Origin of the sequence: Shewanella sp. Actino-trap-3 (assembly GCF_002836275.1) — a bacterium.
GTDB lineage: Bacteria > Pseudomonadota > Gammaproteobacteria > Enterobacterales > Shewanellaceae > Shewanella > Shewanella psychromarinicola.
The window spans coordinates 2227966-2251418 of sequence record NZ_PJCE01000001.1 but is presented as its reverse complement, the minus strand read 5'-3'; the positions used below and the strand labels follow the sequence as shown (position 1 = coordinate 2251418).

General features: G+C 42.1%; 19 protein-coding genes. 9 read left to right on the top strand and 10 right to left on the bottom strand.

Annotation, left to right across the window (positions count from 1 at the left end; translation table 11 throughout):
- Positions 1–22: 22 nt before the first annotated feature.
- Entirely contained in the window at positions 23–1909 is a 1887-nt protein-coding gene (locus tag CXF80_RS09555; RefSeq protein WP_101032656.1) for a tetratricopeptide repeat-containing diguanylate cyclase, read from the bottom strand.
- 238 nt (positions 1910–2147) lie between these two features.
- Between CXF80_RS09555 and CXF80_RS20110 the strand changes: the two genes are divergently transcribed.
- Positions 2148–2297 (top strand): hypothetical protein, encoded by a 150-nt coding sequence (locus CXF80_RS20110; protein ID WP_157822208.1) that lies wholly within the window; start codon positions 2148–2150, stop codon positions 2295–2297.
- 340 nt (positions 2298–2637) lie between these two features.
- On the top strand, positions 2638–3072 hold the full coding sequence (locus CXF80_RS09550; protein WP_101032655.1) for a DUF3069 domain-containing protein: 435 nt from the start codon (positions 2638–2640) through the stop codon (positions 3070–3072).
- Between the two features lie 147 nt (positions 3073–3219).
- On the opposite strand, the gene CXF80_RS09545 is transcribed toward CXF80_RS09550, so the two are convergent.
- The 3 genes from CXF80_RS09545 to CXF80_RS09535 all read right to left on the bottom strand — a co-directional run bounded on the left by CXF80_RS09545 (position 3220) and on the right by CXF80_RS09535 (position 7262).
- Positions 3220–4908, bottom strand: a complete 1689-nt coding sequence (locus CXF80_RS09545) for an NAD-dependent malic enzyme (protein ID WP_101032654.1) — start codon at positions 4906–4908, stop codon at positions 3220–3222.
- 228 nt (positions 4909–5136) lie between these two features.
- Positions 5137–5601: a DUF1456 family protein gene (locus CXF80_RS09540; RefSeq protein WP_101032653.1), complete on the bottom strand. Its 465-nt coding sequence runs from the start codon at positions 5599–5601 to the stop codon at positions 5137–5139.
- A 395-nt stretch (positions 5602–5996) separates the two neighbouring features.
- On the bottom strand, positions 5997–7262 hold the full coding sequence (locus CXF80_RS09535) for an NRAMP family divalent metal transporter (protein ID WP_101032652.1): 1266 nt from the start codon (positions 7260–7262) through the stop codon (positions 5997–5999).
- A gap of 756 nt (positions 7263–8018) precedes the next feature.
- Between CXF80_RS09535 and CXF80_RS09525 the strand changes: the two genes are divergently transcribed.
- Positions 8019–10586: a TonB-dependent receptor gene (locus CXF80_RS09525; protein WP_101032650.1), complete on the top strand. Its 2568-nt coding sequence runs from the start codon at positions 8019–8021 to the stop codon at positions 10584–10586.
- A 96-nt stretch (positions 10587–10682) separates the two neighbouring features.
- On the top strand, positions 10683–11315 hold the full coding sequence (locus tag CXF80_RS09520; RefSeq protein WP_101032649.1) for a glutathione S-transferase family protein: 633 nt from the start codon (positions 10683–10685) through the stop codon (positions 11313–11315).
- Between the two features lie 60 nt (positions 11316–11375).
- Here the strand turns inward: CXF80_RS09520 and CXF80_RS09515 are convergent, their stop codons facing one another.
- The 4 genes from CXF80_RS09515 to CXF80_RS09500 form a co-directional block, all read right to left on the bottom strand.
- Positions 11376–11876 (bottom strand): DUF4447 family protein, encoded by a 501-nt coding sequence (locus CXF80_RS09515; protein WP_101032648.1) that lies wholly within the window; start codon positions 11874–11876, stop codon positions 11376–11378.
- Positions 11877–11956: 80 nt separating this feature from the next.
- Entirely contained in the window at positions 11957–12358 is a 402-nt protein-coding gene (locus tag CXF80_RS09510) for an SMI1/KNR4 family protein (RefSeq protein ID WP_101032647.1), read from the bottom strand.
- Positions 12359–12473: 115 nt separating this feature from the next.
- A complete protein-coding gene (locus CXF80_RS09505) occupies positions 12474–13253 on the bottom strand; it encodes a GTP pyrophosphokinase (protein ID WP_101032646.1) in 780 nt (259 codons plus the stop codon).
- A 147-nt stretch (positions 13254–13400) separates the two neighbouring features.
- Positions 13401–15488 carry a M13 family metallopeptidase gene (locus CXF80_RS09500; RefSeq protein WP_101032645.1) on the bottom strand — a complete coding sequence of 696 codons (2088 nt, stop codon included), beginning with the start codon at positions 15486–15488 and terminating at the stop codon, positions 13401–13403.
- Positions 15489–15780: 292 nt separating this feature from the next.
- Here CXF80_RS09500 and rsuA point away from each other — a divergent pair, with 292 nt between their 5' ends.
- The gene (gene rsuA, locus CXF80_RS09495; protein WP_101032644.1) at positions 15781–16470 is read left to right on the top strand and encodes a 16S rRNA pseudouridine(516) synthase RsuA; all 690 of its coding nucleotides are present in this window, start codon (positions 15781–15783) and stop codon (positions 16468–16470) included.
- Positions 16471–16753: 283 nt separating this feature from the next.
- On the opposite strand, the gene CXF80_RS09490 is transcribed toward rsuA, so the two are convergent.
- Both CXF80_RS09490 and rpiA read right to left on the bottom strand, forming a co-directional pair.
- Positions 16754–17323, bottom strand: a complete 570-nt coding sequence (locus CXF80_RS09490; RefSeq protein ID WP_164839521.1) for an RNA polymerase sigma factor — start codon at positions 17321–17323, stop codon at positions 16754–16756.
- Between the two features lie 554 nt (positions 17324–17877).
- On the bottom strand, positions 17878–18540 hold the full coding sequence (gene rpiA / locus CXF80_RS09485) for a ribose-5-phosphate isomerase RpiA (RefSeq protein WP_101032643.1): 663 nt from the start codon (positions 18538–18540) through the stop codon (positions 17878–17880).
- Positions 18541–19394: 854 nt separating this feature from the next.
- Between rpiA and pbpG the strand changes: the two genes are divergently transcribed.
- The 4 genes from pbpG (at position 19395) to CXF80_RS09460 (ending at position 23244) form a co-directional block, all read left to right on the top strand.
- Complete coding sequence (pbpG, locus tag CXF80_RS09475) at positions 19395–20306, top strand: D-alanyl-D-alanine endopeptidase (protein ID WP_101032642.1); 912 nt, start codon at positions 19395–19397, stop codon at positions 20304–20306.
- A gap of 184 nt (positions 20307–20490) precedes the next feature.
- Positions 20491–21135, top strand: a complete 645-nt coding sequence (locus tag CXF80_RS09470) for a cupin domain-containing protein (RefSeq protein ID WP_101032641.1) — start codon at positions 20491–20493, stop codon at positions 21133–21135.
- 87 nt (positions 21136–21222) lie between these two features.
- The gene (locus CXF80_RS09465; protein ID WP_101032640.1) at positions 21223–21840 is read left to right on the top strand and encodes an FMN-binding negative transcriptional regulator; all 618 of its coding nucleotides are present in this window, start codon (positions 21223–21225) and stop codon (positions 21838–21840) included.
- Between the two features lie 105 nt (positions 21841–21945).
- Positions 21946–23244 (top strand): MFS transporter, encoded by a 1299-nt coding sequence (locus CXF80_RS09460; RefSeq protein WP_101032639.1) that lies wholly within the window; start codon positions 21946–21948, stop codon positions 23242–23244.
- Positions 23245–23453: the final 209 nt, after the last annotated feature.

The window sequence follows — 23453 nt, the reverse complement described above, 5'->3', positions numbered from 1 at the left end:
AACACGGTAAAATTATACTCGTTTATGCTGCTTTAACACAATTTCGCCCAGCAGCTTTGGCACAATAGAGCGCTTTGTCGGCTTTGAGTAACAAGGGTGACAAGTCTTCCTCGTTACTATAGCTAGCCACACCGGCACTGACGGTTTGATGCAGTCCGGCTGATATTTGAGACCAATCATATTTTTCGATGGTGAGCACTAGGCGATTGGCAATTTCAATGGCTTTAGCTTTATCAATATTAGGCAATAAAATTAAAAATTCTTCACCGCCAACACGACCTACAATATCGGTTTCTCGCATCATGCTTGCGCTAATTGACGCCAGTTTTACCAGTACTTTATCGCCCATGTTATGGCCGAATTTGTCATTCACTGTTTTAAAATGGTCTGCATCAAAAGAAATAATCGAAAAAGGTCTTCCCGATTGTTTTGATGATGATAAGAAGTGATTACCTTGAGCATATGTGTCACGTCTATTGGCGAGTTTGGTGAGCTCATCGGTTAGTGCTAGGCGTCTAAAGAGTTGTTTCCTTATCACTTGCTTGTAGGCGAAGATTGACACAATCAATAAAATAATCGCAACTAAGATGATGATAACGATCTGCATCTGCTCATTGCGCTGCATAATATTTAATTGCGCTTCTTTATCTTTATCACGCTGAATAAGCCATTCATTTTCGGTTTGAATTTTGTTGGTATTAAATCGAGCTTGCATCTCTGCATTACGTTCTGAAAAGACTTGTTTATCGAGTGATAAATGAGATTCTACAAATAACGCCAGCGCCTCATAGGCTTGTTGCCACTGCTGGGAAGCTTGATATATTTTACTCTTTAGTTGTAATGCTTGATTGAGTCCACGGATGTTATTACTAAAGTTAAATGCCTTTTCAGCGTTATTAATCTTGATTATGGCTTGGTCGTAATCATTTTGCAGGTAATGCACCTCGGCCATAAATAAATTCATGTAGCTATAACTATTATCATTATCTGGTGTAATCAACTTTTGAGCCCGTTGGAGAATATCATCGGCTTCGTTGAGTCTATTTAAGTTGATGAAATTGCCAGCAATACTAATAGATGCATCGGCAGCAGCAATCGGGTGATTTTCTGTTAACCAAAAATCGTGAGTTTTTTGGTAGCGCGCAATGGCTTCCTCGTAACGTTCAAGTTTCTCCAATGACAGTGCTATTTGGTTATTGGTTAGATTGGCTTCATAACGTTGTTTATTTTGTAGGTAATTTTTTTCAAGCTTTATTTGATATTTTAACGCGGTTTGAGCATCGCCAAAGCGGCGATAGCTATTTGCTAGGTCACCTAAATTGACATTGGCCCAATAAGTTAAATTAAGCGACTCATATAAGTTTTGCGCAGTGATCAGATCCTCAAGTGCCGCAGAAAAATTGCCTAAATAGGACAGAATTGAACCTCTAATACTACGGCCATCGGCAATTAAACGAGGATCTTCAAGTAGATAAGCGCTGGTGATGGCCGCGTCAAGGTCGGCGAATAAGCTGTCATTTTTTCCTTGTGCGTGCAGATACCACGCCTTGCAATATTGCAGGTCAATGCCGATTAATGATGGGGTTGGCTGACTGTATATCTGCAGGTATTCATCAGCGTAGTTAACTGCCGCTTTTATTTTCTCGGTTGTGTTAGTCGGTAAACTCCAGCAATTAAGGCGAATATAGAGTTTTTGCCGAACAATATCGTCGGTGGACAGTATACTTTTATATTCGTCGAGTAACTTACGATTTTCTTTATCAGAAATAAAACCGCCGCTGTCAAATAGCTGGTAAATTTCATCGGCACGGGCATTCTCTATCGGATTAGCATAAGCGATGCTGGTTAATCCAATGGTACAAACGAGCATAATGACACTAATAATGCGAGTTAACTTTAAGACTGACAAGGCTACAATTTCTCAATTTTATTATTATGAAACTTCTGTTCTTGAATCGTACAGACTTCAGCGGGAAAAGTCTTGTGATGAAATTATAGCCTTTTAGATAGGTTAAATGATATTTTTTGTCTTATCAATAATGTGACCACATGCTCTTTTCTGCTATTTTATCTGGCGATATTAACCGATTTGCATTCAGTCATCTTCACGAGTATAAAGACGCCTCTCGGGATAAACAGAGAAAGACATGCTGCAAAGAATTGCGCAAATTATCCTATTAAGTATGCTGGCAGTATTATTACCTTGTGGTGCAGAAGGAAGCTTAGCAACGTCAGGTGATGTTAAATATGCAGCGGCGTATGTTGTATACCCAAATGACCAGATTTCAAGGGTCTAGGAATAGGGCGCCTACAGCGACTAGGTTCTAGGGTGGACAGCCTCCTGCTAGGTACCGCTACAGAAGCGATAACAAGCGAACGCTGCGATCACGGATAGAACTGTCTAGCACCTGGGCTCTTGGCTTGACATTTATTGATATCGCTCGTCACCGCTTGCTAACAAGGTTGTATAGGATCTAGCCCCGTAGCGTCCTAGGCTCTAGGCTTTTCGCTTGTAGCTTTTAGCTTGTATATTGCGCAGAAACATGTCGTTTCTCGGCTTGCCCTTTGGGAGTCTGAAACGAGTATTTTGAAGTGGCTTAGGTATATTAGAGGCCGATTTTAATCGAGAGATAAACAATGACAGCAGTAGATCAACAGTATCAACAAGTGGTTAAGCAAGTGTCGTATAACGTTGCTAATAAAGTATTACCTATGGCCAAGTTACCCGAAACCTTACTTGAAGCTTACGAAGGCTTGTTTAAAGAGTTAATGGATGACAAAGCGAACGCATTTACCAATGCATGGAATGCCTTGCCAGCAAGTGCACAGAAATTGATGACTAAAGCCGAATTTCATGGTTTTTATATTGCCAATGCATGGATGCAATTAAGTCGAGCAGCGCAAGAGATTGCTGATAGTGCTGAGTCTGAAGAAGAGATGAATAATAACGAATATGATGGTGTATTTGGACGCTTAGCTGAGCAATCACTGAAAGAGTGCTTACGAAAGCTAAAAAAAGCTCGCACCGATCGTCCATTATTAAACAGCTTTAGACAAGTGATGTCTGCCTAAGTTCGTCGTGATGATAGAGACAAAAAATCCCAACTTAGGTTGGGATTTTTTATGGTTTAAAAGACGATTAACCTTTTAAATCAGTCGTTTTTCTATAAACGATCAGCGCTTTACAATACTAAAGTGCTCAATGAAGCTTAACAGTCCTTAAAATGAAGTACGTTTGTAACGACGATATTCAGGTTCCCAAAAGTTAGCTTCAATTGATTGCTGCAGCAAATCATCGGTACAAGGTAAGGCTAAACCTTGATCAATTGCCGCTTTGGCAACGGCAAAAGCAATATACTTACTGACAGATTGAATCTCTTCTAGAGGTGGCAGCAGCGAACCGATGCCATTTTTACCTAATGGCGAACATTCTGCTAAGGCGCGGCTTGATGCCATTAACATTTCATCGGACACGCGTCTTGCACCACAAGATAAAACACCTAAGCCAATACCTGGGAAGATAAAGCTGTTATTACACTGTGCTATCTCAAAGGTTTCACCATTAATGACCACAGGTTCAAATGGACTGCCTGTTGCCACTAATGCTTGGCCTGATGTCCAATGCATAATATCTTTGGGTGTTGCTTCAACGCGGCTGGTTGGATTCGATAATGGGAATACAATAGGGCGTTTACAATGACTGTGCATTGCTCGAATGATTTCTTCAGTAAACAGGCCTGGTGAGCCAGAGACCCCAATCAATACTGTCGGTTTGGCATTATTAACCACATCAAGTAACGAAATATTGTCACTGTAGTTGTCCCATGCTTCAATCGAAGCACAAGGCTGAGCCAGCTTTTGTTGGAAGGGTAATAAGTTAGGCATGTTGTCGAGTAATAAGCCCCAACGATCGACCATAAATACTTGTGAGCGCGCTTGTAGTTCACTAATGCCTTCTGACACCATTGTGGCCACAATGGCTTCGGCAATTCCGCAACCTGCACTACCTGCACCTAAGAAGGTAATACGTTGTTCGCTAAGTTTACTGTTAGCGGCTTTACAAGCGGCCAGTAGTGAGCCGACAGTAACAGCAGCAGTGCCTTGAATATCATCGTTGAAACTACAGTATTGATCTTTATAACGCTCAAGTAGTGGCATAGCATTTTTTTGCGCAAAATCTTCAAACTGAATCAATGCATCAGGCCAGCGACGACTTACTGCTTGCATAAAGGCTTCAACAAATTCAGTATATTCTTCGCCGCCAATTCGTTGATGACGCCAGCCCATGTACATAGGGTCTTCAAGTAAATGTGGGTTATCGGTACCTACATCTAAGGTCACCGCAAGACAGTATGCTGGACTGATCCCACCACAGCTAGTGTATAGCGATAATTTACCGATCGGGATCCCCATGCCACCAATGCCTTGGTCACCTAAGCCGAGAATACGTTCTCCGTCAGTGACCACAATGACTTTGACTTTCTGACGGGTGGAATTATTCAAAATATCATCAATACGATCTTTATTTGGATATGAAATGAATAATCCGCGGTTACGACGATAATTTTTAGAAAAACGCTCGCAGGCTAAACCCACCGTAGGGGTGTAAATAATCGGCATCATTTCGCTGATGTGATTACGCACTAAACGGTAAAATAAGGTTTCGTTAGTATCTTGAATATTGCGCAGATAGATGTGCTTATTAAGATCATTGGTGACGCTTTTAAATTGTTCGTATGCACGTGAAGCTTGTTCATCAATGGTTTCAATAACCCAAGGAATGAGGCCTTCAAGGTTGAAAAATACGCGTTCTTCTTCACTAAATGCACTGCCTTTATTAAGCAGAGGTGATTCAAGGATCGCTGGGCCGGCAAAAGGAAGATAGAGGGGGCGTTTGTTATCGTCCATGGGGAAACCTTAATGTGTTAGATCGTTATTAGAATAGGGCTTTTTTTGTAATTGTAGATTATCACGTCTGTTCTTTTTTGTGGTCGGTTAAGTGAGTTAAATCACATTTTTATTAAGTACTTTTATTCATCGCTCACTATTGTGTTGTTTTAATGTAAACACCAGAAACAAAAATGCGCAGCCTAAGCTACGCATTAATATAGTATTATATCAATATCAAGTTATATATTACTTACCGCGGTGTTTGATCGATAAACCTTTGACGAAGTTTCTTAATACTTGGTCGCCACAAGGCTTATAGTTTTTATGATTAGGGTTACGGAACAGCGCGCTTAACTCAGATTTAGTCATCGCAAAATCAGCTAAGGCTAATGTGGCAATAATATCTTCTTCACGCATTTCGAGCGCGACGCGTAATTTTTTGAACATAAGGTTATTAGTCAATTGCTTTAACGGTGTCGGCACTTCTGTCCCAGGCTTTAAGCCACGGTTATTAATGATCAAACCGTCTAAAAACTGGCACATTAATGTGTCATTACATGCTTGATAACCTTCTTCTTCCTCTTTTTTCAACAGCGCTATAATTTGCTCTGAAGACATTTCTACATTGGCTTGACTGAAAATATTAGTCATCTTGGCATTTGAATAATCAAACACAAAGCGAATACGGCGAAGAATATCATTGTTAATCATAAGGTTCTCTGGCGCGGCGGCGCATTAATGGTTTAGGTCAATTGACTAATTGCTATTATAACGGGTAATCATTCATTAGTCAGATTAATCCTGCTAGAACGGTAATCGATTTCTATCCCTGCTAGTGTCGCTTCGCTGCTAGGGCGACCTTCGGTCTGCTAGTGTCGCTTGGCTGCTAGGGCGACCTTCGGTCTGCTAGTGTCGCTTCGCTGCTAGGGCGACCTTCGGTCTGCTAGTGTCGCTTCGCTGCTAGGGCGACTTTCGGTCTGCTAGTGTCGCTTCGCTGCTAGGGCGACCTTCGGTCTGCTAGTATCGCTTCGCTGCTAGGCTGTTGATTTTATAGCCTCTAGCCGTGAAGCGTACTAGCAGCGCAGCGTTCTAGGCTTTTAGTGAGATTATTTAGCTAGATACCAGTAAATAAATAGTCCGGCAAAGCCGACTAAATACACTAAACCAATCCACGACAAGCCCACCATAACACGGCCATAACGATGTTTTTCAGCTAAAGTGTTACTGGTCATTAAACGGAAGTTAAGCCATGCAAAAATAATTGTGGTCATAAAGGCCAATATCATCACAAATTCTAGTAAAGGCAGTAATGCGCCTTTAAAAAATAAAATCAGTAATAACCCTAAGGCGCTGATGGCTAGCATCATTGCCGTTAGGTGCGAGCGTTGAGCAGGCTTATTGGTCAGCAATCGCCAGCCCATATCGAGTGTGCGGCTATAACCATCAATTACCGTCACTGTGGTGCTAAAAATACATAGAAACGCCACAATCCCAATCAAATAACGGCTTTCATTGCCCATCACTTGGCTGTAAAGAGTGATCAATTGTGAAGCAAATACCGCGCCAGAATCTGAGAATCGTTCACCGCTGCCGTGCATCACTAATGCGCCTAAGGCTAAAAATACAATCGCCAGTAATGCCGTGGTGACATAGCCTAGATTAAAATCAAAAATAGCCTGCTTGGCGGTCACCGTTTGGGTTTTACGTTTTTCTATTAACCATAATGAGTTCCAAGTACTGACCTCAATTGGCGCGGGCATCCAGCCCATCATCGCCACTAAAAAGCCCACATAAGCCCATTGCCAAGGCGATTCGGCAACGTCTGATGCCCCGAATCCTGTATGCCGATTAAAGGCTAATGCTACGGCGACTAAGGTGGTTAGAGTAAGTGCCAACATGATGATCTTGGTCATTTTATCAAGCAGTTTGTAGTGGCCGAAAATCAATAATGCCAATGAGCTGACCAGTACAATTAGCGCTAATACATCAATCGATAGCGGAATAAACTGGGTTAGCATTGCTGCCGTTAACATGCATACCCCCGCCGTACTGGCAATGGCGGCAATAACGTTAAGCCCGGTAAACAGCATTAAATAGCCACGACCTTGCTTATAATAGCCGTGCAATAAACTCTCATCCGTTGCTGCGGTGTAGCGAGCGCCTGCGGCGAAGAAAGGATATTTAACGATATTAACTAATAAAATCAGCCACGCAAGCTGCCAACCAAACTCGGCTCCCGCTCGGGTTGAGGCGACTAAATGAGAGGCGCCAATCGCGGCAGCGGCCATTAATATTCCCGGTCCTGTAGCTTTAAAGAGGGTGCTAACACGAGACATCCACGGTAGGGCTAATGCAGTTTGTTGATTTAGCATGATAAAAAAACGACCTAATTTGATTGTTTAACGGTTAATGACTGTTTTATCGATAATAAGCTTGCGTGCATTTTTTGTAGATAGTTGAGGAGCAATGCATCCGTATTAGGGGTGGTCGATGTGTTATTTTTTTAGCCCATTTAGGAATGATTTTCGTACCCGTATTTGTGCTCTAAATCCCGTTGCATCAATAACACCTGTTAGGTTAATTAGAGCTCTTATAGCGGATTCAATTGTGTTTTTTTACGCTGAGTTTATCTAGGCCAAAGATGTGCATCATGTGCGCTTGAATAAATGCCCTGTCAGTATGTTCAGAATTAGTGAGTAAGTTTGCACGCACAATGAGTTTCTGCTCGATTAATTGAGCACTCATATTTGTGATGTAACGTTTTGTCACTAAAATTCTTAATGGAAACCATGATAGTAACAATGTAATAGCCATAACGTTGAAGCAGAATGTTACGTAGGTAGACCATAACCAGTACCGAGCTAGGTTGGTATTAAAGTGGCCACTCACGAGTGTTTTATCCCTCATCTGATCTCCATATCAAAAAATTTAAATTCACTGTTATTAACTATTTATTGTTGATTAAGTATCTTGTTGCATTTACATTAATAAAATGTTTTGACTTTGTTAAGTTTTAACCTAACTTGAACAGGTACATTAGAATCCAACAAAGTAGTAGGCGGTAATGTTGTTACCGCAGTTTGCAGTAGTCATGGATTTAAAACAATAAATTAACGTTAAGGATGATCATGAAAAAAACTAACCTTTTACGCAGCGCTTGCGCTATCGCTGTATCACTATCTCTTGCACCTATCGCCTTTGTTACACAAGCTGCTGATGCAGGTGCCGATGCAAAGGTTGAACGAATTGAAGTGACCGGTTCTCGTATCAAACGCACCGATATTGAAGGACCTTCACCAGTACAATCTTTGAATAAAGACGATATTGCTAACATGGGTTTTGACAACCTACAACAATTGCTAGAGCGTATGCCTGCAAACGGTTCTGGTGCATTCTCAACGCGTGGAAATAGCCAAGACTCTACTGCAAACGGTGGAGCATCAATCAGTTTACGTGGCTTAGGCCCTGATGCGACTCTGGTACTTATTAATGGTCGCCGTGTTGGATCGAGTGCGTTTGCTGAAGGGATTTCAAATTCGTTTGTTGATATTAATAATATTCCTGTTTCGGCTATTGAGCGTATCGATATTCTTAAAGACGGTGCATCAGCTATTTATGGTTCTGATGCGATTGCCGGTGTGGTCAATATTGTCTTAAGAAAAGACATTGAAGGTATCGAACTTAACCTAGGTTATGGTGATGACAGTGGTACCGGTTATGACGAAACGACAGCCAGCTTAGTATGGGGCGTAAAAGCCGAAAAAGGCAGTGCGTCAATTATCCTTGATTACTTTACCAATGGGACCTTGTCTGCAGACGAAATGGGCCGTTTTGGCACCGCTAATCAATCAGTTTATGGCGGTGAAGATTATCGTTCATCACGTGGCTTCCCGGGTTATTTCTATGTCAATGGTGTTAAAACGATTGACCCAGATTGCCCCGCTGAGAATGCGACAGCAAGTGGCAGCTGTTTGTTTGATTACGGTCCATACAACTTAACGATCCCAACGTCTGAGCGTGTCGGTGCTATTGGCCAGTTTGATTACATGTTAGGTGAAGATTTAACCGCATTTTTAGAGTTGTCAGTACAACACAACACGTCTGAGGCTGGCGGTGCACCAACGCCATTAGATGAAGATGCAGCTTTAACCGTGCCTGGTACTCATCCTAACAATCCTTTTGGACAAGACATCGATATCGGCCGCTACCGTACGGTTGATGCTGGCCCTCGTCGTTGGGATATCGAATCAGATACCATGCGTATTGTTGCCGGCCTTCGTGGCGTCATAAACGATTGGGACTGGGAAGTATCAGCGCAACGTGGTCGCAGTGAGTCAACCCAAACCGGTGACCGTTCACAGGGTTGGGTAAGAACCGATTATTTACAAGCTGAAATAGATGCCGGTAACTACAACCCATTTGGCGCTACTATCAACTCGCCAGAGGTGATTGATCGCATCACCACTAGCCTAGTAAGACAAGGTAAGTCGAGCATCACCGCTTATGACGCCAGTATTACAGGCCAAGCATTTACGATTGCTGATCGCGATATTATGATGGCTGCCGGTGCAGAATACCGCGAAGAAAGCGTCAGTGACGTGCCAGATGAGCAGTTTCAACGAGGTCTGATTTTTGGTACTGAAGCGATATCTGCGTTTGGTTCACGAGACCAACATGCTGCCTATGTAGAATTCTCTATCCCTGTTGCAGATAACTTTGAGTTGCAGTTAGCAGGTCGTTACGATAACTACAGTGATTTTGGTTCAACCACGAATCCTAAAATCGCTTTCCAATGGGGCATTAGTGACGAGGTCACTGCTCGAGGTTCATGGTCTACTGGTTTCCGTGCCCCATCGTTAGCACAAATCGGCTTAGGCCCTTCTGAGAAGAGTGACTTTTTAATTGATAGCTATCGTTGTGAAGCTGATAACGTAGATTGTGAATTATTGGATTACAACTTTATATTCGCTGGAAACCCTAACCTCAAAGCTGAAGAGTCTGAAACGTGGAATGTGGGCATGATTTGGGCCCCAGATCAGCAGTTTGATATTGGTGTTGATATATACAATATTCTCCAAGATAACAAGATTGACTCACTGCAAAACCAGGTTCTTTATGATGAAAATTGTAATGATCAAAACAGTACGGTCTGTTTGCGAAATGCACCGCAAGCAGGTCAGACATTTGGTCCGCTTGATGTGATTAAATCTGGATTCGTCAATATTGGTTCACAAGAAGTACAAGGTGTGGATTTATCGACTCATTATGGCCTTGAATTAGACGGCTACGGCACGGTTAAGTTTGGTGTAGAGTACAGCTACTTAATCAGCTTTGAAAAAGAAATTGATGGCGATATTGTTGATTACACTGGTGAGTATGAGTATCCACAGCACCGTTGGTTAGCAACAACTAACTGGAACATGGATGACTTTGCTGCCAACGTTAACTTAAGTTATATCGGCGAATTTGAAGACTTCAATAAAACCCGTACCGTTGATGCCCAGTTGTTAGTGGACATGTCTGGTTCATATCGTTTCAATGACACGGTCAAGTTATCTGTAGGGGTTAATAACGTGTTTGATGAAGATCCATCATTTGCTATTGGTGACGGTGATGCCGACCTTTATGGTTATGCAATGGGCGTTCATAACCCATTAGGCCGTTATATTTATACTAAAGTTACAATGAACTTCTAATCACAACGTCATAAGATAAATTACAGCCACATTCACTCATGGTGCAATGTGGCTTTTTTTATCCTCATTAACCTCACTATATAATATGGAACCTAAATGATTACGTTATACGGAACCCAAAAAAGTCGTGCGCTACGGGTATCTTGGCTTTTAGAAGAGTTAGGTATTGCATGGCAGTTTCATGCTATCGATTTTGCTAATGGTGAACATAAAGGTGACGCATTTTTAGCCCTTAACCCTAGTGGCAAAATGCCAGTACTCACAGAGGGTGATTTCGTGTTAAGCGAATCTGCGGCCATTATGCGTTATTTAGCGGAAAAGTACGGCCAAGGTAAATGGTTGCCAAAAACAGGTTCTCAAGAGTCAGGTATTCATGAACGCTGGATGAGTTTTGTGATTAGTGAGCTTGAACAACCGCTGTGGAGTATGGGTAAGCATCGTTTTGCGTTACCAAAAGAACTGCGCGTAGACGCGATGTTTGCTGTGGCCAAATGGGAGTTTGATCAAGCGGCTGCGGTTGCTGAAACTTGGATACCAGAGTCTGGGTTTGTATGTGGCAGCGAGCCTATGGTTGCCGATATTTTACTCGCACAAACCTTAGGTTGGGCTTTGGGATTCGAGCAACATCTGCCGCCAAAGTTGTCCGCCTATCGCGATCGACTAAAGCAACGTCCTGCTTTGGCCGCTGCGCTAGCCAAAACAGTAGCACTTGCCGATGTCGCTAAATAAGCGTTATGAAAAAGGAAGCCGAAGCTTCCTTTTAGTTATTGACCGTCAAAATGGAGGTTTTTATAACTGAGTCGCCGCCCATTTAGCACGGCTTTCTCGGCTTTCGCTCATGCCGTTATCAGCACGATAAGCTTTATAGGCTTCGGCATCGAGTGCGACTAAGCTTACATCCACTTCAAGTACGAGTTTACATTCTTTTTTAATACGCCAAGCTGCTGCATTGTACAGTTCAGTTAATGGCAAAGAGCTTAAAAATTCAGGATTGTATTGGGTATAGAGAGCCTGAGTTGGATAGACCACAAACGCTAAACGACGTTTAGGCTCTTTTTTAAATAGCTCTTCAATGCCATCAGAGGTATTGAGCACTTGCATTTCGATAATATCATCGATGTCTAACAACTTTTTCTGAGCGGGAATAGGCGCTTCTTTCTCACCAGACTCCCATGACATCACATCTTCATTACTGGTCTTAGTGATGCTAGCAACTTGTTCTGTTGTTAGGCTTAAAGACTGACGCAAACATTGGATTTCAATCGCATTTAAACCGGTATTTTTCGACATGATCGTTCTCATCATTAGTGTTTATTTATTTGTTTATTTAACCGTAACTTAAGGTTAACAGATAGGGTTAACAGATTAGCTTATCGATTAAGCCACACATCTTCGGCCCAATGCCAAAATGATTCCCAGACTTTGTCGCTAAATCGGCCTTTTTTCCAAAACTTCACTTGGCCTTCTTCATCAATACAATAAAAGCTATCGCCGATTTGGCAAATGGCAATTTGTTCACGGGGCAATCCAATAGACCAAGCATAACAGGCGACTTCTGGTAGATAAGTGTGCGAGTAAGGATCCGCAGCGGTAACGGGTTCAAGCGTGCCATAAATAACATCACTGCCATACAATAAGAATTCTTTTAGATCGTTGGGCAAACCAATTAAGATCTGTTCTTCAACCTCGACAAGTTGCTCAAAGGTGGGCAATTCGAGTGGCACGGGTACAGTTTCACTTAACTCTTGTAGCAGTTCGATAATGTCATTCATAGCATTGTCCAGCAGATCGTATCGTAATGGGCGCGAGTATAGCAGATGTGATTGTAGTGGATCTTATTTGGCAAAAAAAAAGCGCTCATATGAGCGCTTAAGGAGGGTCTTAATATTAGGCAACTTGTCTGTGTGAAGCATATAAACTTTGACGTTTATAACTTAACCACGCTTTATGATATTGCTTGTGCGAGTCTTGACGAAGCTTGGCTATCATGGCTTGTTCTATATCATTTAACCGTCTAGAGGTTGCTTTGGCTTGTGACTCTATCTGTTGAATATGCTCATAAATATGATGATCTGGACCACTTTTAATGTCGGCAATATCATTTAAATGAAACTGTACTTCAACCACCATTTGGCTTGCGGGCAATTTTACTAATACATTTAAGTCACGATAGCCTGACATTTTGGGGCGAGAAAAGCGGTTTTTTAATTGCACTATTTCGGTGTGTTGACGCAGTTGATGGTAACTTGATAATAAGCTTTTAACGTCATTGGCCACCACACTGGCTCGCGCTATATCGGTCAGCTGACTGGCGTCGCCATTGAATTTTGCTTGCACTTTTTGGGCCGCACGCTGATAACTTTTAATGGCAGGAATAATGGTTGTAGTGTTGCTTGACTGGCTAATAACGTGCAGTAGGTCAATGAGTTCTTGCTGCGCTAATGGTGCTCGTGTCATCAGAGCATGTAAGTTATCGGTATCTTGTACGACAATGTCAGCGTCGTGCTCATATAGCGCCAATAGCTGCTCAATATCATTAGTTGATTTTTGGCTGAAGTCTGAAGGCTGGGCTAACTTGTTATATTTAACCTCGTTAGGTTGAGCAATAGCACCACGGGTAGACAGTAAAATTAAGAAGATAAAAAAGGTACGAAATAACTTATTCATTGAATAGCTCCAGCGTAATGTCTGTAACTCAATGTACCGCTTTTTGGCTGAATAGGGGCTGAATGAACAAGGTTTAATAAAGAAGGGCATCAAATGATGCCCTTTTATGAGGAATTGTGACGTTAATCAGTTTTCACTGCGTCTGAATCACCAAATTTTTACACGTTTAGCAGGTTCAATATACATCTTGTCGCCTTCTTTCAGGTCATAAGTGCTGTAGAACTCAGGCATGTTCGATAGCGAACCAAGAGCACGGAAGTGGCCAGGTGAATGCGGATCAGTTGCAACGCGGTTACGCAGTGATTCTTCTTTCATCTTTACCCGCCAAATTTGGGTGAAGCCCATGAAGAAACGTTGATCGCCGGTTAAGCCATCAATGACCGGTGCTTCTTTGCCATTAAGTGACATTTTGTAAGCTTTATAGGCGATAGTGACACCTGATAAATCGCCAATGTTTTCACCTAATGTTAGGCTACCATTGACGTTTAGGTCGTCAAATACTTGATAGCCATTATACTGAGCGATTAACGCATTACCTTTTGACTCAAATGCTGTTAAGTCAGCTTCGGTCCACCAGTCACGCATGTTACCTTCACCGTCAAATTTCGCACCTTGATCATCAAAACCATGGCCCATTTCGTGGCCGATAACCGCACCAATACCACCATAGTTTACCGCGTCATCGGCTTCAAGATTGAAGAACGGAGGCTGTAAAATTGCCGCTGGAAAAACGATTTCGTTCATGGTTGGGTTGTAGTAAGCATTAACCGTTTGTGGGGTCATGTGCCACTCGTCTTTATCGATTGGTTGACCTAGCTTAGCGATGTCTTTGTTATGCTGAACCACTGCGGCACGCTTAGCATTACCGATTAAATCGTCTGCTTGAATGGTTAATTTAGTGTAATCAGCCCATTTATTTGGATAACCAATTTTAGGATTAAATTTAGCCAGTTTTTCTTTTGCTGCCACTTTAGTGCCTGCACTCATCCAATCTAATGAATCAATGCTTGAGCTATAAGCGCCGCTTAGGTTGCTAACTAACTTTTCCATACGGGTTTTGGCTTCTGGCGCAAAATGACGTTTCACATACACTTTACCGACAACTTCGCCTAACGTGTCGCTAACGGTGCTAACGCCACGCTTCCAACGCGGTTCTTGCTCTTCTTGACCGTTTAGAGTCTTAGAGAAAAACGCAAAGTTTTCGTTATCTAATGCTTCAGATAAATTGTTGGCATTGTGAGTCAATGTCATCCAAGTCATGTAGTTTTTCCAAGTCGCAAGGTCGTTGTTTTTAAGGACCTCGTTTAAGCCTTGGATATAGCTTGGTTGGTTGATAATGATATCAGTTTGCTTGTCGCCGCCTAACGCTGCTAAATAGCCATCCCAGTTAATTTCTGAGGCCAATTCTGGCAGATTGCTAACTTGGTATAGGTTGTAGGTTTTGGTGCTGTCGCGATTTTCAACGACGTCCCAATGCTTTTCTGCAATTTGGGTTTCTAGCGCTAAAATAGCTTCAGCATTGGCTTTTGCGTCTGGCAAGCCAGCTAAGCTGTACATTTTTTCCACATGTTCAACAAAAGCTTTACGGATATTAACGAAACGCTCTGAGTCGTTAAAGTAATAATCTTTCTCAGGCAGGCTTAAGCCATACTGATAAATGTGTGTGGCATAACGGCTTGAATCTTTAGCATCGATGTCAACATAAAAGGCTAAAGGTGTACCACCACCCTTAGCTTGGTTTTCACCAAAAAAAGCGGTTAATTCTTGTTTGTCTTTCAGGGCGGCGATGTGATCTAATTCAGCTTGAATTGGTGCAATACCCAATTTATTTAGGGTGTCAACGTCCATAAATGAGCGATATAAATCAGCTACTTTTTGCTCGTCAGTACCATCGACTAAGTTAGGTGTTGCACTCAAGTCTTCGATAATCGCTTTAACGTCATCACGGGCGTTTTCGCGTAAGTCGTAAAAAGCGCCGATGCTGGTACGGTCACTTGGAATGTCAGATTTGTTCAACCACGCGCCGTTAACATACATGTAGAAATCGTCTTGAGGGCGAACAGACTTGTCGATATTGTCAAAGTTGATGCCTGAAGTGAGGGCTTGTGCTACCGCAGTGGCAGTGGCTGTTTTAGCCACGTCTGCTGCAGGTGCAACTATTGCCTTTTCATTATTACAAGCGCTTAAGCCTGCAATTAACGAGGCACATAGACCTCCAATAACCAGTTTTCTCATGTTGTTTCCTTTGCTTTATTTAAAGAACCCTTCAATGGGGTATTGCAGACTGTGTTGCATAATTGAGTAATAACCCCTTTATCCAAAGGGAAAAGCTATTACTTTTATTGTGAATTGTATGTTAAGGCCTTAACCGTCTATAAAACAAGCCAAACAAAGTGATTTTTACAGGGTTTTTTGTGAGTATGTGTAACTAAAAATTACCGTGGAGGTGAAAAATATCTGCGATTGATTTCTATTTAAGTGCGTAAGCAGCATAATAGTGTCAATATTTTTTGATTGAGTAATCATTGTGCGTTTAGACAAATTTATCTGTGAAAGTACCGAACTGACTCGGTCGCTCGCCAAGAGAGCCCTGCATCGTGGTGACGTTACCTGCGATGGTGTGGTGGTGAAAAATTCTGGTTTTAAGGTACTTCCGCAAATGGCGGTGCATTTAGACGGTACCTTAATTAGCGTGATTGGCGAGCGTTACATCATGTTAAACAAACCAATAGACACCATTTGTTCAACCATTGATGAACAATATCCATCGGTATTGAGTTTGATTGATATTGAAAAAATGGACACGTTACACATTGCAGGTCGATTAGATGTTGATACTACCGGGTTAGTCTTAATAACCAGCGATGGTCAGTGGTCACATAAAATTACCTCTCCAAAGAAAGATTGTGGCAAACGCTATTTAGTGGAATTAGCCGATCCCATTGATGACAGTTTGATAAAAATATTTGCCGATGGTGTTGAGCTGCGCAATGAAGATGGACTCACTAAGCCTGCCTTGCTCGATATTATTGATCCCACCCATGTGAGATTGACGATTAGCGAAGGTAAGTACCATCAAGTTAAACGCATGTTTGCCGCTGTCGGTAATAACGTGGTTAATTTACACCGTGAAGCTGTGGGTAGTATCGAGTTAAACGCTGACTTAGCGGCAGGTGAATGGCGTCATTTAACCGCAGCCGAAGTAAAATCCGTGTAGCGGTATTTTTTGAATCTATTAGTTTATATCTATAAAAATGCCGGTTGTCTTTATTGCGCCAGTTTGCTGCATTAATGCCGTATTTGCGGTTGTTGCGACAATCACACGGCCATCAGAGTCAGGGTTGCAATACTTGCCGCTATAAGCCAAAGCCCAAGAGATAATTTTTGTTGTTGAGGTTTAGCGCTTAATTGCGATGCAATACCTGGCTATCAATCTTTTACAGGCTTCATCTGTGATGACATCGATTTGACTAAGCTTTCAAGGTCTTGCTGTGAATGACTTATTCAAGCATCTCTTGTAATAATTGTTTAGCATTATGGTACTGCGCTTTACTCGTGCCTTCGGCAATATTGAGCAATGCGGCGACTTCATTATGCTGATAGCCTTCGATGGCACAAAGAACAAAGACAATGCGAGTGCGTTGGGGCAACTTAGCTATGTACTTATCGAGCTGATGATAGTCATCAAAATCCACCGTAGGTGCGTCAAGTGGGTCAAGTTGTTCCATGGGTAAAAACCGTTGCCACCATGATTGTTGCACTTTTAATTCGTTAATGGCTTGGCGGACACATAAGCGATGCAACCAGGTAGTGAATCGACTGTCGCCTCTAAATTGATCCAGTTTGAACCATAAACGAATAAAACACGCTTGCGTCATATCATCTGCCAATCTAGCTTGTCCGCTTAATCGAAAACAGATGGCATACACCCGCTGGTGATGGCGCCGAAAAAGTTGTGCGAAGGCCTGTTCGCAACCGGTTTTTGCCATGGCGACTAACTGATTATCGTCAAGGGCTGCGGCAGCTAGCTGGGTTAACGGCCCTGTGATTAGCGGCTTAATGGGGAGCATCCTTATTGTCACAACACATACAATATAATTGACTAATATTTGACATTCTCAAGTAGGCAAAAGGTGTATATTGGCTTTTAAATAAGTTTATGCCAGTCGCGTTGATGTTAAATAATCAGTTAAACAATGAGTTAAACAATGAGTTAATTAATGAGGTTGTTTTTGATTAGTCTGTAGGGTTTGAACGGGTGAACCAATAACATAAAACGGCCTAGCATTGAAGTTAGGCCGTTTTATGTTTTGACTATTGTGCTATACCAAGCTGATTAAATATCTGATCAGTTCGGGGTCGCTAAGGGGTTTGATTTAAGGCGCATTGATGCCGAAATGATTATCCCATTTAAATCAATGCAACGCGGAAGTGGAACGACGGAGTGACTCTATTCTGGCGGGTTTCAAAGTACGTTATGCTTCGTTAGATGCTTTAGAAATGGAATCACTATTCGCTTCAATCATCTGCCTTACTTACAGCACTTTGAACTCCCGCTGAACGATCACATATTCAATAGGATTGGTATTGCTTAAGTGGCAACACAAAAAGTCACCACTGTCGGTTATGATAAGGTTACTGTGTTAACGCCATCAGGGGTGCCAACTAGCAATACATCGGCGCCGCGGTTAGCAAATAAGCCGTTGGTTACCACGCCTACAATCGCGTTAATTTTAGTTTCCATCACTTTAGGATCTAAAATTTTCATGTTGTACACATCTAAAATCACATTGCCGTTATCGGTCACCACGCCTTGACGGTAAACCGGATCGCCACCTAATTTGACTAATTCTCGTGCCACATAAGATCGTGCCATTGGGATCACTTCAACCGGCAATGGAAACTCACCTAAAATAGGTACTTGCTTGGTATTATCCACAATACAAATAAACCGTTTTGCTACCGCTGCGACAATCTTCTCGCGCGTTAATGCGGCTCCGCCGCCTTTAATCATGTCCATGCGGTCGTTAATTTCATCCGCGCCATCAACATAGACATCAATCAAATCAACACTGTTTAAGTCAAACACTTCAATGCCAAGTCCGATGAGTTTTTTAGTCGATGCTTCAGAGCTTGATACTGCACCTTCAATATCGTCTTTCATTGTTGCCAATGCATCAATGAAGTGATTAACCGTTGAACCAGTTCCGACGCCTACGATGGTGTCTTTTTTGACATACTGTAGTGCAGCCCAACCTGCTGCTTTTTTCATTTCATCTTGTGTCATAGTCATATTCTCCATTTTAACAATTGGGTCTATTATAGCGTAAATCACTGAAGAACCGTTTGTTATGTATCATAAAATTTAGCATTTTTAAACGCTGAAAGTACTCGTATATTGATGACACTCATAAACTTTTTTTCTAACCTCACGTCCATCACATACGCTTTAACGGTAATGGTGTGTAAAAAACTGCCCAAAGCCGTGCTCGTTACCCAAATTGACGACAATAGGTTTATTTAAAAAGGTATAAGGTGAGCATTGAGTGGCTTCCCTAGCCAAAGCAATGGTTTTTTGGTGATCTGCATTTATCGGAATCGTAAAACTCACGACAACCATTTCATCTAAAGCACCGCTATTAGCGTTACATATTGCGGTTTTTAATGCCTCGGCATTGGGCACCATCACGGAATTATTATCGCGGAATTATCGTCAAAGGTGCGCAGCCACGTCACGCTCCATTCCAGTTTAATGACTTCACCATAATAGCCAGATAATGTCACTTAAGTCATAGGGTCTCGACAAGCTTTAAGCGGATATTGGTTTGCTATGGTCTTGAGCGAAATCCGAGCGAAGCGATGTCGCGGGGTCGTTCACGTACCGCGAAACGATGACAAATGCTTAACTAGTATATTGTTGATATGCCTCATCTGGCGAGTACATTATTGCTCGATAGTGTGTATCTTGGCTTGTGTGAACATAACTCAGTACTCGCTATTATTTATGTTTTTTGCTGGAGCGGCAACAAATGCACTAACATTCACTACAAACCCACTAATAGTGATTATTTATCTATTGTCGGACTAATCCTTTATCGTATACTCAAGGGACTTATTAGGTTTATTTTTCAAGTGAGAATAATGAAACTCCGTTTCTTTTTTGCCTGCGCTTTATTATGTTCAAATACCGTTATTAGCTCCTCGGTAGTTGCTGAACCCGTGTCTCAAAAACAATCATTACAAGAGTTAGCATCAAGCAGTGCGATGTTAGTCGACTTAAAAACCAATGAAGTGCTGTATTCCAGTAATCCACACCAAGCGGTCCCCATTGCTTCAGTGACTAAGCTCATGACCGCCATGGTGACCCTTGACGCCAAATTATCGTTAAATGAAAAAATATCGGTTAAAATTACTGACTCACCCGTGATGCGTAATGTCTATTCACGTGTACGATTAGGCAGTGAAGTTAGCCGTGAAACCATGTTGTTAATGACACTCATGTCTTCTGAAAATCGTGCTGCAACCTCGCTTGCTCATCATTATCCTGGAGGGTTTAAGGCATTTGTTCGAGCGATGAACGATAAAGCAATCGCATTAGGAATGACCCAAACGCATTATGTCGAACCTACCGGCTTATCACCTGAAAACGTATCGAGTGCGAATGACCTTATTTTATTACTTAAAGCCAGCCAGCAATATCCGCTTTTAGGTAAGCTCAGTTCAACCAATAAAAAACACGTTATTTTTAAACGCCCACGCTATGCACTGGATTTTCAAAATACCAATAAACTGGTCTTTAAAGATAATTGGAACATTGCGTTAACCAAAACCGGTTATACCAGCAAAGCAGGGCATTGCTTAGTGATGTTAACGGAAATGGATAAACGTAAAGTGGCGGTTGTGGTGTTAGATTCGTTTGGCAAATATACGCATATGGCCGATGCTAATCGACTTAAGAAATGGTTGGAAACTGGCAGAACGACGCCCATTCCTGCCTCGGCTAAAGCGTATAAAAAACAACGCCAAATGGCAGCCAATAATTCAGCAAGTTAACCAATTCAAGCATTCGTTCATCATTAAACCTGTAAATTGTATTTGCAGGTTTTTTTATAGAAAATTTCTTCTTATTAATCAATAAAAAGCACCTTAAAGTACCTATTAAACCATTTGGTACTCGCTGTTCATTGAGTTGATTTCGCTCTAAGCTATTAGCAATCATGGTTGTAAAGGTATCAATATGTTAAACATGGATTTTAGCCAGCGAGTTGTGATCAATAGCGCTGAACTTGAATGGCAAAACAGTCCTGCTGCAGGGGTCTTACGTAAACGCTTAGCGCGCGAAGAAGCCGAGCGCGGACATGCCACCAGTATTGTTAAATATCAAGCAGGTGCTCAATTTAACTCACATCCTCATCCATTAGGTGAAGAGATTTTAGTGCTCGAAGGTGTATTCTCTGATGAAACCGGTGATTATCCCGCCGGCACGTATTTGCGTAATCCTGAAGGTTTTGTTCATGCGCCATTTAGCGTACAAGGCTGCACGCTATTGGTTAAGCTGCACCAGTTTCAAGAGAGTGACTCTGAGCAAGTGGCTATTAATACCAACAACGCTGATTGGTTGCCGGGTCAAGGCCAATTACGGGTTATGCCGCTACATCAACATGGCACCGAATCTACGGCATTAGTGATGTGGCCAGCAGGGACTCATTTTCAACCCCATCGTCATTTTGGCGGTGAAGAGATTTACGTGATTAGCGGAGAGTTTATCGATGAGCTTGGCCGTTATCCTGCTGGTACGTGGATCCGCAGCCCGCATTTAAGTCAGCACAATCCCTATGTGGAACAAGACACGGTGATTTTAGTTAAAGTCGGCCATTTGTAATAATCGATATAAACCCATAAAACGATGGTATTTAGTCGTCAGATTCACTATAAAGACGTTATCGATTATTTTAGTAAAGAGTGAATTATGCAAGTACCGGATAAGTGGGATATGGGATCTAAAGAGTCAATACACCAGTTTATTCGTCAATATGGTTTTGCTTCAGTGGTTTCAACTGATTTAGATGGATCTCACCTCCCTCTGTTGCTTGTGTCTTCTGAAGGTGAAGATGGTACCTTGTATGGCCATTTTGCTCGTAGTAACTCCCATTGGAAAAACATAGTAAACACAAAAGTACTGTGCATTTTCAATGGTCCACATGCTTATATTTCCCCCACCTGGTATGACTCACATCCAGCCGTTCCGACTTGGAATTACAGCGTAGTACATGCAAAAGGCATCATTGAATTAACCGATGATGCGACCACCGCACAAGTACTCGAATCTACCATTCAACAATATGAACCTGCATTGCTACAAAGTGGTGGCTTTATTCCCGATGATTACCAACAAAAATTAGCCAAGGGTATTGTTGGTTTTAAGATTGTCATCGATGAGTTACAAGGTAAGCAAAAATTAGGGCAGCACCGTAACCAAAGCGATCAACAAGGTGTGGTTAAAGGCTTATCGCTGTCAAATAGAACCGATGAAAAACAGCTATTAGATTATATGATCACTAATAACATAGGATTAGGTAATAAATAGTGGTTCACCCGCGTAAATGCCGTTAGGATTAGCCCTATAGTCACATCAGTCCCATCAATTTAGTCTGTCATAATCCATTTCAGCATCACTCTTTAAGGATAAAAAGTGCATAGCGATGTTTCTTTAGCGCGGTTTAAGCAATTTCCACGATTAATGTGGATATTATTGTTTGGGTCATTTATTACCCGTGGCAGTTATTACATGGTGTGGCCCTTTTTGGCTGTTATCTTGTATGAAAAATTTGCCTTAACCGCCACTGAAGTAGGCTTAGTACTGTCGAGTGCAGCGATTATTTCGGTATTTACCAGTTTTATGGGGAGTGCATTGTCTGACCGGATCGGTCGCCACAAGCTCATGTATCTTACGGGTGTGCTTTATATCATCTCGTTTTCATTGCTGGCACAAGTTGATTCAGTCAAAGGCTATGTGGTGGTGATGACACTGTGTTCGATTGCCACCTCGTTATGGCGACCACTCACGTCGGCTACTATTGGTGACATCATTGATGACCCTAAAACTCGTGAACTGGCGATGCAGTCATTGTATTTCGTCGTTAACGTGGGCTGCGCTGTCGGCCCCATGTTAGGTGTTTGGCTAGGCTTAACGGGTAAACAATCGAGCTTTTATATTACTGCCGTCGCTTTTGCCGCATTGCTGGGATTGTTATTTTGGGGCTTTAGGCACCAAGCTTGTCAAACCATCCCATCGACAACAGAACAGGTGCCCGATGAGCTTATCCCTGCCATGGGTGATGCAACGTCTGCGGTTAAGCGTAAACCTGCGTTCATCAGTCGGCAGCAAATAATAACTATTTTACAGCAAGATAAATTGCTCCAATGTCTTATCGTTGCCAATATTTTGTGTATGTTCATTTATGCGCAAATGGACAGTTCGCTTATCCAATACCTCACCCGCGCGAATGCACCTAATTTACTGACATTGATTTCAGCGATGATTTTTACTAATGCATTGGTGATCATCTCAACCCAATTTTTACTATTAAGATTAATGGCCGGCTATAGTTTGGTTCATCGTATTCAGTTTGGACTGATACTATTGGTGTGCTCACAAGTTTGGTTAGCGTATAACCCTATCGATTTATTTTGGGGCTGGATTGGCGCCGTTATTGTCATGAGCCTAGCCGAAACCATTTTGTTCCCGACTATGAATGTGCACATTGACAGGCTAGCCCCTAAGCATTTGCGTGGTGCGTATTTTGGCGCGGCATCATTTTATGAAATTGGCTTTGCGTTTGCGCCATTGGGTGGCGGGATTATTTTGGATCATCTCGGTGGATATTGGTTATTTATTATCGGTGCTATATTGTCCTTGGTGGTGATGTATTTATACAGTATTTTGGATAAGCTACCCAGGCCAGATTTTGCTGCAATGAAGTTAAGTTAACGGTTAGGGTTCTCTTTTATGGCTGTTGCCTCTGTACTCTATATAGAAGAACTGACCCAGCCGCACATCATTTTCCTAAGCGCTATCAAAACGACAAGGTCGCCAAGGGGGTCGCTGCCGCTTTTTTTCATTAGCCGTTTTGAGCCAATATCGCAATCGTCTCGTTATTTTTTTATTCCATTAATATTTAGCTTTGCTGTGTTCAAGTG

Coding starts and splice junctions, on each gene's coding strand:
- CXF80_RS09540 (WP_101032653.1), bottom strand. CDS start 5,601: ATGATTAACAATGATATTCTTCGCCGTATTCGCTTTGTGTTTGATTAT.
- CXF80_RS09515 (WP_101032648.1), bottom strand. CDS start 11,876: ATGTCGAAAAATACCGGTTTAAATGCGATTGAAATCCAATGTTTGCGT.
- CXF80_RS09490 (WP_164839521.1), bottom strand. CDS start 17,323: ATGCTCCCCATTAAGCCGCTAATCACAGGGCCGTTAACCCAGCTAGCT.
- CXF80_RS09470 (WP_101032641.1), top strand. CDS start 20,491: ATGTTAAACATGGATTTTAGCCAGCGAGTTGTGATCAATAGCGCTGAA.
- CXF80_RS09510 (WP_101032647.1), bottom strand. CDS start 12,358: ATGAATGACATTATCGAACTGCTACAAGAGTTAAGTGAAACTGTACCC.
- CXF80_RS09545 (WP_101032654.1), bottom strand. CDS start 4,908: ATGGACGATAACAAACGCCCCCTCTATCTTCCTTTTGCCGGCCCAGCG.
- rpiA (WP_101032643.1), bottom strand. CDS start 18,540: ATGACACAAGATGAAATGAAAAAAGCAGCAGGTTGGGCTGCACTACAG.
- CXF80_RS09550 (WP_101032655.1), top strand. CDS start 2,638: ATGACAGCAGTAGATCAACAGTATCAACAAGTGGTTAAGCAAGTGTCG.
- CXF80_RS09520 (WP_101032649.1), top strand. CDS start 10,683: ATGATTACGTTATACGGAACCCAAAAAAGTCGTGCGCTACGGGTATCT.
- CXF80_RS09505 (WP_101032646.1), bottom strand. CDS start 13,253: ATGAATAAGTTATTTCGTACCTTTTTTATCTTCTTAATTTTACTGTCT.
- CXF80_RS09465 (WP_101032640.1), top strand. CDS start 21,223: ATGCAAGTACCGGATAAGTGGGATATGGGATCTAAAGAGTCAATACAC.
- CXF80_RS09525 (WP_101032650.1), top strand. CDS start 8,019: ATGAAAAAAACTAACCTTTTACGCAGCGCTTGCGCTATCGCTGTATCA.
- CXF80_RS09500 (WP_101032645.1), bottom strand. CDS start 15,488: ATGAGAAAACTGGTTATTGGAGGTCTATGTGCCTCGTTAATTGCAGGC.
- pbpG (WP_101032642.1), top strand. CDS start 19,395: ATGAAACTCCGTTTCTTTTTTGCCTGCGCTTTATTATGTTCAAATACC.
- CXF80_RS09535 (WP_101032652.1), bottom strand. CDS start 7,262: ATGCTAAATCAACAAACTGCATTAGCCCTACCGTGGATGTCTCGTGTT.
- CXF80_RS20110 (WP_157822208.1), top strand. CDS start 2,148: ATGCTGCAAAGAATTGCGCAAATTATCCTATTAAGTATGCTGGCAGTA.